Origin of the sequence: Meiothermus hypogaeus (genome assembly GCF_003574035.1) — a bacterium.
In the GTDB taxonomy this organism is placed as follows: Bacteria; Deinococcota; Deinococci; order Deinococcales; family Thermaceae; genus Meiothermus; species Meiothermus hypogaeus.
On the sequence record NZ_QWKY01000013.1, the window covers coordinates 1 to 16,826 of the forward strand.

The 16,826-nt window shown below is 60.4% G+C and carries 13 protein-coding genes; 7 read left to right on the forward strand and 6 right to left on the reverse strand.

Annotation, left to right across the window (positions count from 1 at the left end; genetic code table 11):
- Together Mhypo_RS05070 and Mhypo_RS05075 are read right to left on the reverse strand one after the other, a co-directional pair.
- On the reverse strand, positions 1-936 hold a 936-nt coding region (locus Mhypo_RS05070; protein ID WP_147371340.1), incomplete at its 3' end, for a VWA domain-containing protein.
- Between the two features lie 229 nt (positions 937-1,165).
- The gene (locus tag Mhypo_RS05075) at positions 1,166-1,426 is read right to left on the reverse strand and encodes a hypothetical protein (RefSeq protein WP_119340225.1); all 261 of its coding nucleotides are present in this window, start codon (positions 1,424-1,426) and stop codon (positions 1,166-1,168) included.
- Positions 1,427-1,829: 403 nt separating this feature from the next.
- Between Mhypo_RS05075 and Mhypo_RS05080 the strand changes: the two genes are divergently transcribed.
- A complete protein-coding gene (locus Mhypo_RS05080; protein ID WP_119340226.1) occupies positions 1,830-4,034 on the forward strand; it encodes an MMPL family transporter in 2,205 nt (734 codons plus the stop codon).
- Position 4,035: 1 nt separating this feature from the next.
- On the opposite strand, the gene Mhypo_RS05085 is transcribed toward Mhypo_RS05080, so the two are convergent.
- From Mhypo_RS05085 to ftsH, 3 genes are read right to left on the reverse strand one after another with little or no spacing between them, the layout of a single operon-like run.
- A complete protein-coding gene (locus tag Mhypo_RS05085; protein ID WP_119340227.1) occupies positions 4,036-5,208 on the reverse strand; it encodes an alanyl-tRNA editing protein in 1,173 nt (390 codons plus the stop codon).
- Between the two features lie 46 nt (positions 5,209-5,254).
- Positions 5,255-5,872 carry an HD domain-containing protein gene (locus Mhypo_RS05090; protein WP_119340228.1) on the reverse strand — a complete coding sequence of 206 codons (618 nt, stop codon included), beginning with the start codon at positions 5,870-5,872 and terminating at the stop codon, positions 5,255-5,257.
- Positions 5,873-5,877: 5 nt separating this feature from the next.
- Positions 5,878-7,758, reverse strand: a complete 1,881-nt coding sequence (gene ftsH / locus Mhypo_RS05095) for an ATP-dependent zinc metalloprotease FtsH (RefSeq protein ID WP_119340229.1) — start codon at positions 7,756-7,758, stop codon at positions 5,878-5,880.
- Between the two features lie 1,061 nt (positions 7,759-8,819).
- Here ftsH and dnaK point away from each other — a divergent pair.
- The 5 genes from dnaK (at position 8,820) to Mhypo_RS05120 (ending at position 14,361) form a co-directional block, all read left to right on the forward strand.
- Positions 8,820-10,688 carry a molecular chaperone DnaK gene (gene dnaK / locus Mhypo_RS05100; protein ID WP_119340230.1) on the forward strand — a complete coding sequence of 623 codons (1,869 nt, stop codon included), beginning with the start codon at positions 8,820-8,822 and terminating at the stop codon, positions 10,686-10,688.
- Between the two features lie 56 nt (positions 10,689-10,744).
- The gene (locus Mhypo_RS05105) at positions 10,745-11,314 is read left to right on the forward strand and encodes a nucleotide exchange factor GrpE (RefSeq protein WP_119340231.1); all 570 of its coding nucleotides are present in this window, start codon (positions 10,745-10,747) and stop codon (positions 11,312-11,314) included.
- Between the two features lie 36 nt (positions 11,315-11,350).
- Positions 11,351-12,229, forward strand: a complete 879-nt coding sequence (locus tag Mhypo_RS05110; protein ID WP_119340232.1) for a DnaJ C-terminal domain-containing protein — start codon at positions 11,351-11,353, stop codon at positions 12,227-12,229.
- A 142-nt stretch (positions 12,230-12,371) separates the two neighbouring features.
- A complete protein-coding gene (locus Mhypo_RS05115) occupies positions 12,372-13,310 on the forward strand; it encodes a dienelactone hydrolase family protein (protein ID WP_119340233.1) in 939 nt (312 codons plus the stop codon).
- Between the two features lie 79 nt (positions 13,311-13,389).
- On the forward strand, positions 13,390-14,361 hold the full coding sequence (locus tag Mhypo_RS05120; RefSeq protein ID WP_119340234.1) for an aldo/keto reductase: 972 nt from the start codon (positions 13,390-13,392) through the stop codon (positions 14,359-14,361).
- 190 nt (positions 14,362-14,551) lie between these two features.
- On the opposite strand, the gene Mhypo_RS05125 is transcribed toward Mhypo_RS05120, so the two are convergent.
- Entirely contained in the window at positions 14,552-15,736 is a 1,185-nt protein-coding gene (locus tag Mhypo_RS05125) for an MFS transporter (protein WP_119340235.1), read from the reverse strand.
- Between the two features lie 187 nt (positions 15,737-15,923).
- On the opposite strand from Mhypo_RS05125, the gene Mhypo_RS05130 reads away from it, so the two are divergent.
- Positions 15,924-16,808 (forward strand): SIS domain-containing protein, encoded by an 885-nt coding sequence (locus tag Mhypo_RS05130; RefSeq protein WP_119340236.1) that lies wholly within the window; start codon positions 15,924-15,926, stop codon positions 16,806-16,808.
- Positions 16,809-16,826 lie beyond the last annotated feature (18 nt).

Here is a 16,826-nt window from a genome sequence, read left to right on the forward strand (position 1 = left end):
CGGGGGGCTGGGTCTTTGGGCTTTCCCTGGTGGGGCTGGCCTGGACGGAGCCGGCGCTGCCGGAGGTCGGGCAGGTGGGGTGGGCACTGACGGGGATCGGGCTGATGGAGCCGGCATTGCAGGTTTTGGGCGCGGCTGGGCCTGGGGTGTGGGTGGTATGGGGCGGGGCTCGGGAGAGACTGGGCTGGTTCCAGGGTTGGCCGGTGCAGGAGCTGGGGCGGGCTCCGGGCTTGGTTCTTCGCCGTATTCCTTTTGTACTCCAGCCTGGACAGGCTCTGCGCTGGAGGGTGGGTCTCCTGGAGCAGGCGTACCGGATGCTTCGGTCGGGGCCCTTTTTTCGCTCGAGGCCTGCTTTTCTGGAATGATAGGGTTCGTTTGAGGCTGCCTCGAGGGTTCGCCGGCCAGGCTACTCAGTTGTAATCCTGCCCAGGCTTCGGAAAAGCCTTTGGGCAGTGCTGCCAGCACCACCAGGTGAAGGGGACACTGGCTTTGTTGCTCCGGCGTCTGGGCGGGTTCTGCCGAGTTGTCCAGGCCATCGGTGAAGAGAAAGAAGGCTCGAGGTTCGTTGCAAAGCTCGCCATAGACCTGCTTCAGGCTCCCAAAGATATAGCTGGAACCGCCTTCGGCCCGCAGGCTGCGAATAAAGCGCAACATCTCCTCGCGCTCGCGCGGCAGTACAAATCGGGTCACGCTCAGGGGCTCTTTGCTAAAGGGCACCAGGTATACCTCGGTTTCGTCGGCGACCCGTTCAGCAAAGTGCATCAACTCGCGTTGCACCTGCGGGAAGATCACCGTGCGCCCATTCTCCCGCCCAACCATCGAGGCCAAAACATCTACCACAAACACGTACCGTGAGGGGTTTCTGACTTCGGCAGCAGCAGCCCCCGCCAGTAGAACCCAACCCAACAAACCCAATGCCAATTTCGCGATTCCCATAGATTCCTTCGCTCAATGCAAGTCTGCAAGCACGCCCCTTCACTCTATAGCGATGTGGTTCAAGGTTGGGTTAAATGTAGGCGAGTGTGAGCTACCTGATAATGACCTTTGAGGTACCACAGGGACAGCCCTTACAATGGGCGTTAGGGGGCCTGGGGGCCATGAAGTTGTTTTGGCTATTTGGCTATAGACCATCGGCCATCAGCCCAACCACGCTCGAGGTTTGCCTTTAGTTCAGCCAACGGCTGCGCTGGTAAGGGCAGCGGGCCATTTCGGGACATTTGCGCCGGCCCTGGCGCAGGGCGGCCACTTCTGTCGGGTTGAGCACCTCCTTGCAGACGGTGCATTTCTCGATTGCCTGGCGGGGCACCAGGCGCATTCCCCTAAAGCGGAAGCGGGCCCACAGACGAGCGGGCAGTACTCCCCGCAGCACCCGAAAGAGGAAATAAACCACCAGGCCGAGTAAGAGCGCTGCAATTAAAAAGTCCATCTTGTTGATAGTATGCTTCTTTATGCGCTAAAAAGCATGGTACAGGCTCCTATCAGGGTTCTGTCCGGATAGCTCAAGAATCCGCTTTGATGGTAATGTCGGATTCAAAAAGATAGTCTACAAAACCAAAAACCTTACAGGTTGTTTTTTTTGAATCCTGGAGCACACCCCTCCCGAACGGTCGGCGAAAAAAGCGTCTCCCTTTCCAGGCGGCGGTATCGCCCTCCGCTACGTGGATAAATTCGGTTGGGTTGGCTCGCTACCGTTCGGTAACCAATCAACCGAATCTGGTATAAGGGGAGATCTTGCGGCAATAGGCATAGGAGGGCCTAATTGCGGCATCGGCTCTTGTCTTCTTGTGAAGGAAGGAGCATATTGAGCAAGTTTGGGGTTGTCCTGATTTATGTTTGTTCGTCTTGGCCGCTTCGTGACGCGATATCCGCTACAGGTTATTTTTGTTTGGCTCTTGGTGGTTTTGCTGGCTATTCCGGCGGCTCGCATGGTTCCAGGGCGTCTGGCGGCCAACGCCAGCGATGTGAAAAACAGCGAGGCCCAGAGGGTGTTGCAACTACTTGCCGAGGACTTTGCTCTGCCCTCGACGGACCGTACGGTGCTGGTGAGCGAGTCCAGCCTGCCCGAAAGCGACCCCCGGTTTCGGGAGATCTACAACCAACTCATTGCCAGCATCGAGGGCCTCGAGGGCGTGGTGCGCCTCCACCGCTACGATGCGCCTAGCCCCTTGCAGCAACAGAGCCCCGACGGGAAGATTACCGCTACCTTGCTGGATACCCGCCTCGAGAACGGCGAGGCCGTGATTAAAGCCCTGCGGCGCGCGGCCCGTGCAGCTCAGACCCCTGAGATTCGCTTTTACGTGACCGGGGCCACTGCTGTCACCAAAGACTTTTTGCACCTGCTGGAAGCCGATGTCAAACGCAGCGAACTGATGGCCCTGCCCCTGACCGGGCTGGTGCTTTTGCTGGCCTTTGGGGCCCTGGTGGCCACCGGTCTGCCCCTGATGGTGGGGGTGGTGGCCATCACCACCGGCCTGGCCGGCTTGTTTTTCCTTACGTATTTGGGCGAGGTGAGTAGCTTTGCCCTTTCGGTTATTACCATGCTTTCGCTGGGGGCAGGTATTGACTACGCCTTGCTGATGGTCAATCGCTTCCGCGAAGAGCTGGCCTCGGGGCGCTCGGCGCGGACGGCGGCAGCCATCACCACCCAGACCGCCGGGCGGACGGTGGCCTCGAGCGGGCTGGTGGTGGCCATTGCCATGGGGGCCATGCTGGTGCCCGACCTGACCTTCATCCGCTCGATGGGGGTGGGTGGGGTGATGTCCATAACCCTGACGGTACTGGCCTCGATTACCCTGCTGCCGGCCATCCTCTCGCTTTTAGGCGAGCGGGTGAACTCTCCGCGTCGCCTGGCCTTCAAACCCACCAGCAGCGCTCAGGTGAGCCCCTTCTGGGGCCGCTGGGCCCAGGGCGTGATGCTGCGTCCCTGGATGTGGGCGTTTGGGGTGGCGGGGCTACTCCTGGCTTTGGCCTGGCCGGCCACTCAGATGAAGCTGGGCTACACCGGGGCCTTCGGACTGGGCCCGAATGTGGAGTCGCGCAAGGGCCTCGAGCTGATCCGACAGATGGGGCTCGGGGGTACCCTGGACGCTTTTGAAATCCTCCTGGATCTGGGTGAAGAAGGCTTCACTCCGGAGAACCGGGCCCGCTGGCGCGACCTCGAGCAGCGCCTTTCGGCCTGGCCCGAGGTGCGACTGGTAGTCTCGCCTTTTCTGGCCGGGCGGCTCTCGAGTCAGGGTGGCTTTGCCGAGCTGGTGGGCCTCTCCACTCAGTACGTGAGCCAGAACCGCCGCTACCTGCGCCTTACGGTTATTCCGCGCGATGCCGTCCATGCGCCCAGCATCCCCGAGTGGTACGCCAGGCTCAAACAAGAAGCCAAAAATGCCGGTTTCCGGCAGGTGCTGCTAGGCGGTGCACCGGTGGGCTCCATGGAGTTCACCCAGGCCCTGGTGGGGGCCATGCCAGCAGCCATCGGGACGGTTTTTGTGGCTACTTTTCTGCTTTTAGCGGTGGCCTTCCGCAGCCTCTTGATTCCCCTCAAGTCCATCCTGATGAACACCCTCACGGTGGGGGCGGCCTACGGCCTGATCACCCTGATCTTCCAGAAGGGCCTGGGCGCCGGACTGGTGGGGGCGCCTACCGATGTGGGCGGCATAGATAGCTCGCTCCCCATCCTGCTCTTTGCCGTAATTTTTGGCCTCTCGATGGACTACGAAATCTTTTTGCTCTCCCGCGTTCAGGAGGCCCACCTGGCCGGGCTGGACACCCCCCAGGCGGTGCGTTATGCCCTGGAGCGAACCGCCGGGGTAATCACCAGTGCGGCCCTGATCATGATTATTGTCTTCTCGGCCTTTGTATTTGGGCAGGTGGTGGCCAACAAGACCATTGGCCTGGGTCTGGCGGTGGCGGTTTTGCTGGATGCCACCCTGGTGCGACTGGTGCTGGTGCCCTCGGTACTGGTACTGGCGGGCCGGTGGAACTGGTGGCTGCCGGAGCCGCTCCGCCGGATGATGCCCAAAATGAGCCTGGAATCGTAATTCACGAATGGCTGGAGAGGTATTTCTGGAAGCCCTCCAGGGCCTTGTGCAGGGCTGCCAGGGGCAGCACCCCCAGCTTGACCAAGGCCCCCCCACCTCTGGCGCCCAGGGGCTTAAGCACGGCCTCCCAGAGGGCCTGTAAGTCCTCGCTGCGGCTCGGATGCTTGAGCAGCACATAGCGGGTTTTGTCCTCGGCCTCGGCAAGCAGCAGGGCCAGCACCCCCGGCCACTCGGCCAGGCGCTTGCCTACCATGTCCAGCACAGAGTTGGGAACCTTTGCCGCAATGGTCAGGCCGGGGAACTCGGCCAACAGGTCGCGCATAAGGCGTTCGGCCAGCTCGTCCTTAAGGGCGGCATTTTCGGCCCGTACCCGGTACCACTCGCTGCGCATGTTCTCGATGGGTTTTTCCAGCTCCAAAAGCCCCGAGCTAAACTTCTCGCCCAGCCGCGCGAGCAGGCGGTGTTCCTGATCAAAAAGCTCCAGAGCCTCCCAACCTGCCACAAAGTAGATGCGCGTACCGCCCTTGTAGCGCTCGAGCCTGGTGATTTTGATGGGGCCCGCTTCGCCGGTGTGGGCCACGTGCAGGCCCCCGCAGGCCACCTTGTCCCAGTGTTCAATTTCCACCACCCGGATGGTGCCCGTTACCTTGGGACTGCGGCGCAGGCCATGAGTCTCGGCCTCGGTGTGGTCGATAAAGTAGGTGCGTACCGGGGTGTTGGCATACACCGCCCAGTTGGCCAGGGCCTCGGCCTGGCGAACGACGGCCTCGTCGGGTTCGCCGTCGAAGTCCATGGTGCAGACCGGGCTATGCATGTTGACCGCCACCACGTTCCAACCAGCAGCCCGCAAAAATGCCTGCCCCAGCATGTGTTCGGCAGTGTGGCGCTGCATGTGCCGGTAGCGGCGGGCCCAGTCGAGTTTGCCCACCACGGTTTGCCCTTCGGAGAGGGGGCTTTCCAGCCGGTGAATCACCTGGCCGGTGGCCTTGGCGTCCTCGAGCACCTCCACCACTGCCACCCCGTCCAGGGTGCCGGTATCGCAGGCCTGGCCCCCAGCGGTGGGGTAAAAGAGGGTCTGATTCAGCACTGCATAGTGCTTTGTGCCCTCGCTCCAGGCCCGTACTACCTGGGCCTCGAACTCGCTGGCATAGGGTTGTTCCCAGTACAGCCGCATGGTTTTAGCTTACCGGAAAGGTCGGTAGGGGAAAGGGCGATGCCTGTTATGGCTTGAACCCCAGGGTGTTCTCCACAATGCCCTCCAGCAGGCTATAGACCGTCCTGCCGATGGCCTGGTTGAAGTGCTCGAGCAGGCCCAAATACGCCTGCCAGCGTCGCACCGACCAGTCGCTCACACCATAGCGCAGGGCAATATCAAACTGGCGTTTCTCGAGGGTGCAAAACCCGGTGGGGAGGGCCAGCGAGTCGCAGAGCTGGATCAGGCGGTCGTACTCGGTGTACTGGGTGTGTTCAAGGAAGCTCCGTACAAAAGCCACTTCTTCCTGGCTCAGGTCCCATTTATGGGGCGGGTCTACATCAGCGTCCAGCGTCTTGAGGGGGTAGCCGTGGGTCAGGCAGATGCGGGCAGCATCGGGATAACCGAGGTGGCAAAGCAGGTTATACCCCTCCACAATGTGCCGGATGCGCCCCGGCTTGCCACGGCCAACATCGTGCAAGAGCCCCAACACATACGCCACCTCGGGATCCAGTTCGGGGTGATGGGCCGCGATGGCCTGGGCGGCTAAAGCCACATAGCGGACATGACTTGGCCACAGGCCCGGATTGCTCTGTGCGGCTGCTTGTAAAAGTTGCTCGGCTTCGGCCCGTGAGGGTATCTGCACGGCTCTCAGGCCCCGCCCAGGTTGGGCTTAATCTTGGGCACGATACGCGGGGGCTCTTTTTCTTCCTTGTCCTTGGGCGGTTCGCTGGGGGGCTCGAGGCTCTCCAGGGCCTCGCCCTCCACCACCCGCACAAACTCCTCGGCATTCAGGGTCTCGCGCTCGAGGAGTGCCTGTGTGACGCGCTCCAGCACATCTCTCTTCTCGGTCAGCAGGTGCAAAACCTTGTCGTGCTGTTCCTTCAACAGTTTTTGTACGGCTTCATCAATGCGCTTGGCGGTGTCTTCGGAGTACTGGCGGGTATCGTAGCCGCCCAGATAGGTGTCCTCGCGCACCTGGTAGGCCACCGTGCCGAAGTCGGGGTGCATACCCCATTCGGTAATCATGCGCCGGGCTAGGTCGGTGGCCTGGCGGAAGTCGTTCTCGGCCCCGGTGGTTACATCGTCAAACACCAGCTCTTCGGCCGCGCGACCCGCCAAAGCAACGGCAATCTGGTCGGTTAGGCGCTTCTTGCTCCAGTGCAGGGTGTCCTGGCGGCTGGGCATCATGAAGCCCATGGCCCGCCCACGCGGCACAATGGTCACCTTATGCACGTTGTCGGCATGCTCCAGGAAGTGTGCGGCCAGGGCGTGCCCGGCCTCGTGGTAGGCGGTTACCTCGCGATCCTTTTGGGTAATCACCATGCTCTTTTTGGCCGGTCCCATAATGACCCGGTCGGCGGCTTCTTCCAGATCTTTCATGGTGATTTTCTTACGGCTGTCGCGGGCAGCCAGCAAGGCTGCTTCGTTGAGCAGGTTTTCCAGGTCGGCCCCCACAAAGCCCGGGGTGCGCTTGGCCAGCAGGGCCAGGTCTACGTCTTCGGCCAGCGGCTTGCCCTTGGCGTGAATTTTGAGGATCTGTTCGCGACCTTTTACATCAGGTGCGTCAATGGCGACCTGCCGGTCAAAGCGGCCCGGGCGTAGCAGCGCCGGGTCAAGTACATCGGGGCGGTTGGTGGCCGCCATGATGATGATGCTGGTCTCTTTCTCAAAACCGTCGAGCTCTACCAGCAGTTGGTTCAGGGTCTGCTCGCGCTCGTCGTTACCACCCCCTACCCCGCCCCCGCGACGGCGGCCCACCGCATCAATCTCATCAATAAAGATGATGCAGGGTGCATGGCGCTTGGCGGTCTCGAACAGGTCGCGCACCCGGGCCGCCCCCACCCCTACGAACATCTCCACAAAGTCCGAGCCCGAAGCAGCAATAAAAGGCACCTTGGCCTCGCCCGCTACAGCCCGTGCAATATGAGTCTTGCCCGAGCCGGGCGGCCCTACCAGCAGCACCCCTTTGGGAATGCGGGCGCCCATCTCGTGGAAGCGGGCCGGAGCCTTGAGGAACTCCACAATCTCCTTGAGCTCCTCCTTGGCTTCCTCGCAACCCGCCACGTCCTTGAAGTTGGTTTTGGGGGCTTCGGTCAGCACCTTGGCCCGGCTCTTGGTAAAGCTGAAGGCGTTATCGCCTGAGGGGCCTCGGTTGCGGGAGAAAAAGAAAAAGATGGCCACCAGCAGACCAATCAAAAGCAGCGGTATCAAGAAGCCCAGCAAAGGGTTATCCCGCCTGGGTGCGGCAATTTCGACCTGAATTTTCTTGTCGCCCCACTCGCGGATGGTGGTGGTGTCTATGGGGCTGGGAGCATACGTGACGTACTGGTCGCTATCTTCCCGGCGGGTTACGTTTAGCTGCCGTCCATCCACCGCAATTTTGGCTACACGGCCCTGGTCAATTTCATTGAGAAAGGTGGTGTAAGCCACCTGATTGGTGGGCTGCTGATTGGAGGTCAGGCTAAAGGCCCAGGCAATCAGAATAGCAGCAAGCAAGATAAACCAAAGGTTGAACGGCAAACGGTTCATTGTCCCCTTAAGTTACACCCTACTCGGGCGACAAAGGTAGTCAAACGTACCTTGAAACTTAGGGCGCCAACATCCCTTGCATACCGACTCAGGGAAAGCTCATATAGAGGCTTGGGTCGAATCGAGCAGTTTTTCGGGGTCAAAACTTTGCCTGATCCCGGCCACCTTCACCTACTCCCTCTTGCTCAACTCGAGTGGAATGGTTTAGGTGTTGGGCTTGAGGTTTTATGGCTCGAGGTTGTAGCGGGCATGCGCACGGCCCGCACATGAACTTCACTGGCAGGCACTCGGTACACCAGGCCATATTCCTGCTCAAAAATCAACTCACGCAAGGCTGGGTTGTGTAGCCTTTGTAGCCTGGGAATCGTACAAACCGGGCATCTTCGCTCACATCCAAAAGTACGGCAACGCTCCGCCCGCACATCCAAAAGTACGGCAACGCTCCGCCCGTGCTGGGTAATCACGATGGGTCGTCCAGTCTAGCGTACTTTTTCCAAAAAAGCGGTGGCGCTGGCACGGAACTCGGAGAATGGGGAGATGGGTTGGATGCCCTGATCGAGTGTAACGGGGTCATGCATACGCGCCTATTCCACCTCATACCGGATTCAAAAAGACAGTTTACAAAACCAAAAACACCAGAGGCTGTCTTTTTGAATCCTAGAGCACACCCCTCCCTTGAGTACCGGCGCTAGCCGGGGGCCGATGGCCCTTCACTGTCGGTCGGCGAAGAAAGCGTCTCCCTTCCAAGGGGCGGTATCGCCCTCCGCTACGCGGATAACTTCCAAGGGGCGGTATCGCCCTCCGCTGCGCGGATAACTTCGGCCCTGTTGATTCGTTACCGTTCGGTAACGAATCAACCGAATCTGGTATCAGACCTTATTTCACCATCGTTATGGGAAAATGCCGTAAATCACGTACTGCCTTAGAGGCCTCCTGACCCCTATTTCAACAATTCAAAATCCAAACTTGATAATGCCTCACTCAACTCTATTGACTATATGATTAACAAAAGCTATCCTATAGATTAGTAAGCCGTGCTTAGTGCGGCTAGCGGAGGATATATGGCAAAAGCCGTAGGAATTGACTTAGGAACAACCAACAGCGTAATCGCCATCATGGAAGGCGGGACGCCCGTAGTGCTGGAGAACGCCGAAGGCGAGCGCACCACCCCCAGCGTGGTGGCGTACAAGGGCAGCGACCAGCTCGTAGGCCGGGTGGCGCGGCGGCAAGCCGTGCTGAACGCCGAGGGCACCGTATTCGAGATCAAGCGCTTCATCGGGCGTAGCTGGGACGAGGTGCAGGACGAGGTCAAACGCGTACCCTACAAGGTCGTCAAGGGCCCCGATGGCGGGGTGCGGGTAGATATCCAGGGCAAGCTCTACACCCCTGAGGAAATCTCGGCCATGGTGCTGCGCAAGCTGGTAGACGATGCCAGCAAGAAGCTGGGCGAAAAGATTACCAAGGCCGTCATTACCGTGCCGGCTTACTTCAACAACTCCCAGCGCGAGGCCACGGCCAACGCCGGGAAAATTGCGGGCCTCGAGGTCTTGCGCATCGTCAACGAGCCCACCGCCGCCGCGCTGGCGTATGGCCTGGACAAGAAGGGCCACGAGACCGTGCTGGTCTTCGACCTGGGTGGCGGCACCTTCGACGTGACGGTGCTCGAGATTGGCGAGGGGGTCTTCGAGGTGAAGGCCACCGCCGGCGATACCCACCTGGGCGGCTCCGACTTCGACCACGCCATCGTGAACTGGCTGGCCGAGGAGTTCAAGAAAGAGTCTGGTGGCGTAGACTTGAAAGCCGACCGCCAGGCCCTGCAACGCCTGATCGAGGCCGCCGAAAAGGCCAAAATCGAGCTCTCGGCAGTCACCGAGACCACCATCAGCCTGCCCTTCATCGGTCTGGATCCGGTTTCCAAAACCCCCTTACACCTGGAGCGCAAGCTGACCCGGGCCAAGTTTGAAGAACTCATCCAGCCCCTCCTCAAGAAGATTCGGGGCCCCGTGGAGCAGGCCCTGCGCGATGCGGGTTTGAACGCCAGCCAGATTGATGAGGTGCTCCTGGTGGGGGGCTCGACCCGTGTCCCGGCGGTGCAGCAGATTGTGAAGGAAATGCTGGGCAAAGAACCCAACCGCAGCGTCAACCCCGACGAGGTGGTGGCCCTGGGGGCGGCCGTGCAGGCCGGGGTGCTCACTGGCCATGTAGAAGACGTAGTGCTTCTGGACGTGACCCCGCTCTCGCTGGGGGTGGAGACCAAGGGTGGGGTTTGCACGGTCTTGATTCCGCGCAACACCACCGTACCCACCCGTAAGTCGGAGATCTTCACCACCGCCGAACACAACCAGCCCTCGGTGGAGATTCATGTGCTGCAGGGCGAGCGCCCCATGGCCGCCGACAACAAGAGCCTGGGCCGCTTCCGTCTGGACGGTATCCCGCCCATGCCGGCGGGTATGCCTCAAATCGAAGTTACCTTCGACATTGACGCCAACGGCATCCTGCACGCCACGGCCAAGGAAAAGTCCACCGGTAAGGAAGCCTCCATCACCATCCAGAACACCACCACCCTCTCCGAGCAGGAAATTGACCGCATGGTGAAGGAAGCCGAGGCCAACGCCGAGGCCGACCGCAAGCGCAAGGAACACGCCGACCTCAAGAACAACCTCGACACCGCCCGCATCCAGGCCGAGCGGGTGATGACCGAAAAGGAAAGCACACCGGAAGCCAAGAGCCGGCTGGAAGCTGCTGTGAGCAAGGCCAAGAGCCTGGTCGATAGCGACGGCTCCGATGCCGATCTTCGCAGTGCGACCGAGGAGCTGCTGGCGGCCTTGCAAGCCTACGAACAGGGCGCTGCCGCCCCTAGCGCGCAAGCCTCGAGCAGCACCCCCAAGTCGGACGATGTGATTGATGCTGACTACAAGCCTGCGGACTGAACGCGCTGGGTTGGGGGGCCCTGGCCCCTCAGCCTCTGGGTTATTTTGAGGTGTGTATGGAGAATAAAGAAACCGTGGCCGAATCGCCTGCCCCGGAGGTATCGGAGGCGTCCAACGAACTGCCGGAGCTGGAGCGCTTGCGCGGCGAGGTGGAGTTTTTGAAGGCGGAGCTCGAGGCTTCCAAAAACAAGTTCCTGCGCCTCTACGCCGACTTTGAAAACTACAAGAAGCGCATGGCACAAGAACTCGAAGCCGCCCAGCGCAACGGCAAATTCGATGCAGTGCGCTCGCTTTTGGGAACGCTGGACGACCTCGAGCGGGCCCTGGGTTTTGCCAGTGTTAAGCCCGAAGATCTGATCCCCGGTGTCAAGACCGTTCTGGAAAACTTTACCCGCAACCTGAAAAGCCTGGGGGTGGAGAGCGTGCCGGGTGTGGGAGCCGAGTTTGACCCTCGCTATCACGAGGCCATCGGTGCAGTCGAAGGCGAGGACGGCAAGGTAATGCACGTGTACCAGCAGGGCTTCAGGTATGGCGACTTGCTGGTGCGGCCTGCACGGGTGGTGGTGGGAAACGGAGTAAAGGAGGCAGAGAGCAGCGAGCAAAGTGCAGAGAGCGAGAAGAACTAAGGCCCTCTGTCCTCTTCGCTCGACTCTAAGCTTGCTATGGCCTACAAGGATTACTACAAAATTCTCGGGGTCACTAAAAACGCCTCCGAAGACGAAATCAAGAAGGCGTTCAAGAAGCTGGCCCGCAAATACCACCCTGACGTGAGCAAAGAGCCCGGAGCTGAGGACAAGTTTAAGGAAATCAACGAAGCCTACACGGTCTTGTCCGACCCGGAAAAGCGCAAGTTCTACGATACCTACGGTACAGCCGCCGGTAGCGGACACTGGCAAGGCCCCCCAACAGAACAGGGCGGGTTTGGGGGCTTTAGCGGAAATGTGGGTGATTTTTCTGACTTCTTCCAGCAGCTTTTTGGTAACTTTGCCGGGCGTGGCGGCGGATTTGGCGACTTGTTTGCAGAGGCCACCCGCCAAAGCCCGCGCCGGGTGGGAGGCGATCTGGAAGCCGAACTCCCCCTGGCCCTGGAGGAGGCCTACCGAGGCGGCGAAAAAACCATCTCCATAGGCCCCGAGCGTATTACCGTGCGCATTCCGCCGGGGGTGCGGGAAGGCCAGAAAATTCGCCTGGCCGGCAAGGGCCGCGCCGGGGGCGATCTGTACCTTCACATCAAACTGCAGTCCAGGCCCGAGATGCGCCTGGAAGGCGACGATATTTACACGTTCGTGGATGTGCCGGCCCCCATTGCAGTGGTAGGGGGTAAGGTGCGTGTACAGACCCTGGATGGCCCCGTCGAAATGACCATTCCTAAACGTACCCAGGCTGGGCGCAAGCTGCGCCTGGCGGGTAAGGGCTGGCCCCGCAAGGACAAGAGCCGGGGAGACCAGTACGCCGAAATCCGTATCACCATTCCGACCAGCCCAAGCCCCGAAGAAGAACGCTTGTATGCCCAACTAGCCGAATTGTTAAAGGTTCGGTAGGTTGCGGCAATCAGCCGTCGACCCTGCCCTGGAGGGCAGGGATTTGTTTATAGCGGGTGGTATTGTGAGATTCACATTTGTGCATGGAACAGGGCTTTGCACCGGGTAAAGCCACGAGACTGGGCTTGGGAGGTATAAAGCCATGTCTCGTCAAGATCTGTTCCGCTATGTGGTAGAGGAGTTTGCCGAGGACTACCGGGAGGGGGAGCTCGAGCGCCGGGAGTTTTTGCGCCGCACGGTGCTGCTCGGGGGGGGTATCCCGGGCGCCAAAGCCCTGCTCACTTCCCTTGGAATTACCGGGGTGAGCCTGAGCGAGCTAGCCCAGGCCCAACAGGCCCCCGCCCAAACCCCTCAGGCTCAAGCTCAACCGCTGGTAAGCCCTACCGACCCAGCCATCCAGGTACGCGAGCTTGTTTACAAGGCCCGGGAGATAGATCAGATTGCTTACCTGGCCCGCCCTGCCGGTGGGGGTTCCCATCCAGGCGTGATTGTGATTCACGAGAATCGGGGGTTGCAGCCCCACATCCAGGATGTGGTCCGCAGGCTGGCCAAAGCCGGTTACATCGCGCTGGCCCCCGATCTGGTTTCCAAAATCGGTGGCACGGCCAAAATTACCGATGCTGCTCAAATTTCTGCCTACCTGGCCCAGGCTGGAGGGGATGAGCACATGGCCAACCTGCAAGAAGCCCTCAAGGTCTTAAAGGCCACCCAGGGGGTACAGACCGATAAACTCGGCGTGACTGGGTTTTGTTTTGGCGGAGGCTTAACCTGGCGCATGGCCACCGAGGTACCCGAACTTAAGGCCGCGGTGCCTTTCTATGGGCCCGCACCCGACCTGGCCAAAGTCCCCAACATCAAAGCCGCCGTGTTGGGCATCTATGGCGGCAACGATGCTCGCATCAACGCCGGAATTCCGGCCCTGGAAGCAGCCCTCAAGGCGGCCAACATCCGCTACCAGATCAAAATCTATGAAGGGGCCAACCACGCCTTCCACAACGATACCGGCCCCAACTACAAAAAGGATGCCGCCGAGGATGCCTGGAACCTGACCCTGAACTGGTTCAAGACCTACCTGGTCTGAATAGCGTATCCGTCCAACTTGTCTCCAGGCCGCATTGCGCTCGAGGAGTCCTGTGGCAACTTCGTGTAAGAATGGGCTCATGCAATACCGAACTTTTGGACGCACAGGCTGGCAGGTCTCGGAGATTGGCTATGGCATGTGGGGTTTGGCCGGTTGGACGGGCTCCGACGAAGCCGAGGTGCGCCAGGCCCTCCAGCGGGCAGTAGACCTGGGGGTCAATTTCTTTGACACCGCCTGGGCCTACGGCAATGGCAAAAGCGAGGGGATGCTGGGCGATTTGGTGCGGGCCAACCCCTACCAAAAGCTTTATACCGCCAGTAAAATCCCTGCCAAAAACTTCAAGTGGCCGGCCAGGGCCGAGTACACCCTGGACGAGTGCTACCCGCCCGATCACATCCGCCACTACACCGAGTGGAGCCTGCAAAACCTGGGACTGCCTTCACTGGATTTGATGCAGTTCCATGTCTGGAACGACCATTGGGCGCTGGATAAGCGCTGGCAGCGGGAAATCCAAAAGCTAAAGGAAGAAGGTCTGGTCAAAGCCTGGGGGATCAGCATCAACCGCTGGGAGCCCGCCAACGCCATTGCGGCGCTGCGGACGGGCCTGATTGACGCAGTACAGGTGATTTATAACCTCTTTGACCAGAACCCCGAGGACGAGCTTTTTCCGGTCTGCCGCGAACTTAATATTGCGGTGATTGCCCGGGTGCCCTTCGACGAAGGTTCGTTGACCGGAACCCTGACCCAGGAGACCACCTTCCCGCCGGATGACTGGCGCAGCCGCTACTTCCATCCCTCTAACCTGTTGCCCACCCTCGAGCGCGTAGAAAAACTCAAGCTAGAGGTTCCGCCCGGCATGACCCTGCCCGAACTAGCCTTGCGCTTCATCCTGCAAAACCCGGATGTTTCCACGATTATTCCGGGAATGCGCAAGGTGCGGCACGTGGAGGCCAACGTGGCTTGTAGTGACGGAGCCCGCTTGCCCGAGGAGCTAATGGCCCGCCTGCGCACACACCGCTGGGTGCGGCATCCAACCCCGTACTCGGATTGAGCCGGAGTTCTATCTGATTTTTTTGCTGTTTTTGTCGTTGAAGAAAACGTGAATGCGTCTACGTATTTGACGTATCCAAGCTTGGGCCGAGCCTAGCACAGGGGTACTTGTGCTTCGAGTTTGCCGGCGGCAACGTCTGTACAGTGCGTGATGCTCTTTGGAGACCGCGGTGCTCCTTCAGTTAATCACTCTAACCCTGGTTGCGGGGTCGCTCCACTATGTTGGATAGCAACAAAGCCCCAATCCCAAATACGGCTGCCTGGGCAATCCAGCCCAGGGCGTAGTTGTTGCTGAAATCTACTAGCAAGCCAAACAGGGGGGGCGCGGAGGCGATGCCAATCGAGGTAAAAATCAGGCCAAACCCTACCACACGGCCTTCCCAGCCAGGGGGAGAGAGTTCGGTCAAGAGTGAAAAATGCAGCCCTTGCCAGCCTAGGGCGGTGGCGCCGTACAGCACCACAATCAAGGCTTTGAGTAGCAGTGGCGTGCCAGATGGAAGCCAGGCCAGCACCAGCGCAAAGAGGCCGGCCAGCCCCACCATCATCACCAACAAGGGTTTGCGCTGTCCGCCCATTTTGTCCGATAACCACGACCAGAACACCCGGCTAAACGCGCCGGCAAACTGGGCTGCGGTCAGGAGGACGGCTCCGGTGAGTTCGGGGACCCCATACCGCTCCTTGAGGAACAAAATCAGGTAGGTAATCATCACAAACTGCCCGGTGGGCAGGGTGACGCCCGCGATGCCCGCCAGCAGGATGTTGCGTTCGCGCAGCACCTGGGTGAGTGCAGGGTGGGCGCCCCTGGGCGGAGCTTTGGTGGGCAGGCTTTCGTAGTAGAGTCGAGCTGCAACCAGAGCTGCCACAACCGCCAGTAGAGCTGCCACCACTGAAGCCCAGCGCCAGTCGGCGAAATGGGCGACGGCGGGCAGGATGGCGGCGGCCAGCGCGCCCCCCAGGGGAACGGCCATCTGGCGTAACCCAATCACCAGCCCGCGCCGCTCCGGTGGAAACGATTGGGCGACCGCCTGTGCACCTGCCGGGGTGGCCGAGGCGACCACCAACCCAACTAGGAACAAAAGTGGAATGAACATCCACTGGGACCGGGCCAACACCGCAACAGCAACCGCCAGACCGGCCCCTATCAGGGTTCCGACAATCATCACCGTGCGGCTGCCGAGCTTGTCGGTGAGCCAGCCCGAGGGCAGCGAGCCCAGCATGGTGCCGAGGTAGATAAAGGTATTCAGCAGGCCCACAGCTGCCAGGGAAAGCCCCAGATCGGCACGGATGAAAGGGGCCAGGGTGGGGTAGGCCTGTCCGATGAGCGAAACCGCAGTTCCGGCGGTCATGGCGGCGGTGAGGACGGCCCAGGGTGACATGCGAGGCTCAGGCTACCTTATTTGCCGGTGAAGCGTAAAATGCTGTCCTCGCTGTTTCTCGGCCGACCTATGTTCGGTGGCCTGTATTTGTGTAGGCTGGCAGGCTTCGAGCTTTGCAACTGTTTTGATCGGCGGGTCAAGCCCCGTAAACCCTTTTGTGGTCTGACAGGCCGGTAAACTAAAGTGAATGCGCGACCTCGATTCACAGGAAACCTATCTGGCCGACCGCCTGGGCCTGGCCTTCGATTTACGCGATTTGGTGGGCAGCGGGCCAGTTCCCCAGGTGCGCTATGCGCCGCCTTATGGGGTGGTGGGGTTTGGGGAGGGTTGGTGGGCAGCGCGGCTTGCACAAGACTTTGCCCAGGAGCTCACTGCCACAGGCACACAGTTTGTGCTCGAGGGCGGCTACGATTTCGGCGGCGCTGCCGGCGCGGGCCTCTATGCTTCGGTGAGCGGTGCTGAAATTGTGCGCCTGGGTTTTAGGGAAAACGTCGAGGTGGAGGTGTTGGCCCATCCCCTCGCCAGCTATCGCTATCTACGTTTTTTGTTGCTGGCCACGGGTCAGCAAGCCGAGCTAGCCCGCGTAGACCAGGCATTGCTCCTGGAGCGTGAGCGCCTGCGCCCCGAGGTGGGCCTGAGCAAAAACCCGGCCAAGTTTCTGGCCTACTCCCTGCTGGAACGTACCCCCATGTGGGTGGTTCCCGAGCGTTATCCGGGCCTGAGCCAGGCCCTGCAACAAATCTTTAGCCGCATTGGTAAAAGCCTTTCGTTTACCCCTCCCCCCTCGGCGCTGGAGTTCTTTGTAACGGGCCTCGAGGCCCGCCACGAGCAGGGTGACCCCATCGCCGCCGTGCTGGTAGGCGACGATGAGCGCAAGCGCTACGCCCAGGAAATTCTGGAAAACCGTGTAGACACCCTGATCGAACTCCCCGAGCCCGAAGCCGAAGGCACCCTGGCCAAAGCCCTGTGCTACTGGTACCGCGTGGCCTGGGCCAGCTACTATCTGGCCCTGCTGTATGGGGTGGAACCGGGGGACTGGGAGGTGCTGGACAATCTGAGACAGGCAACCTGAAAACGGGCCGATAGCTTA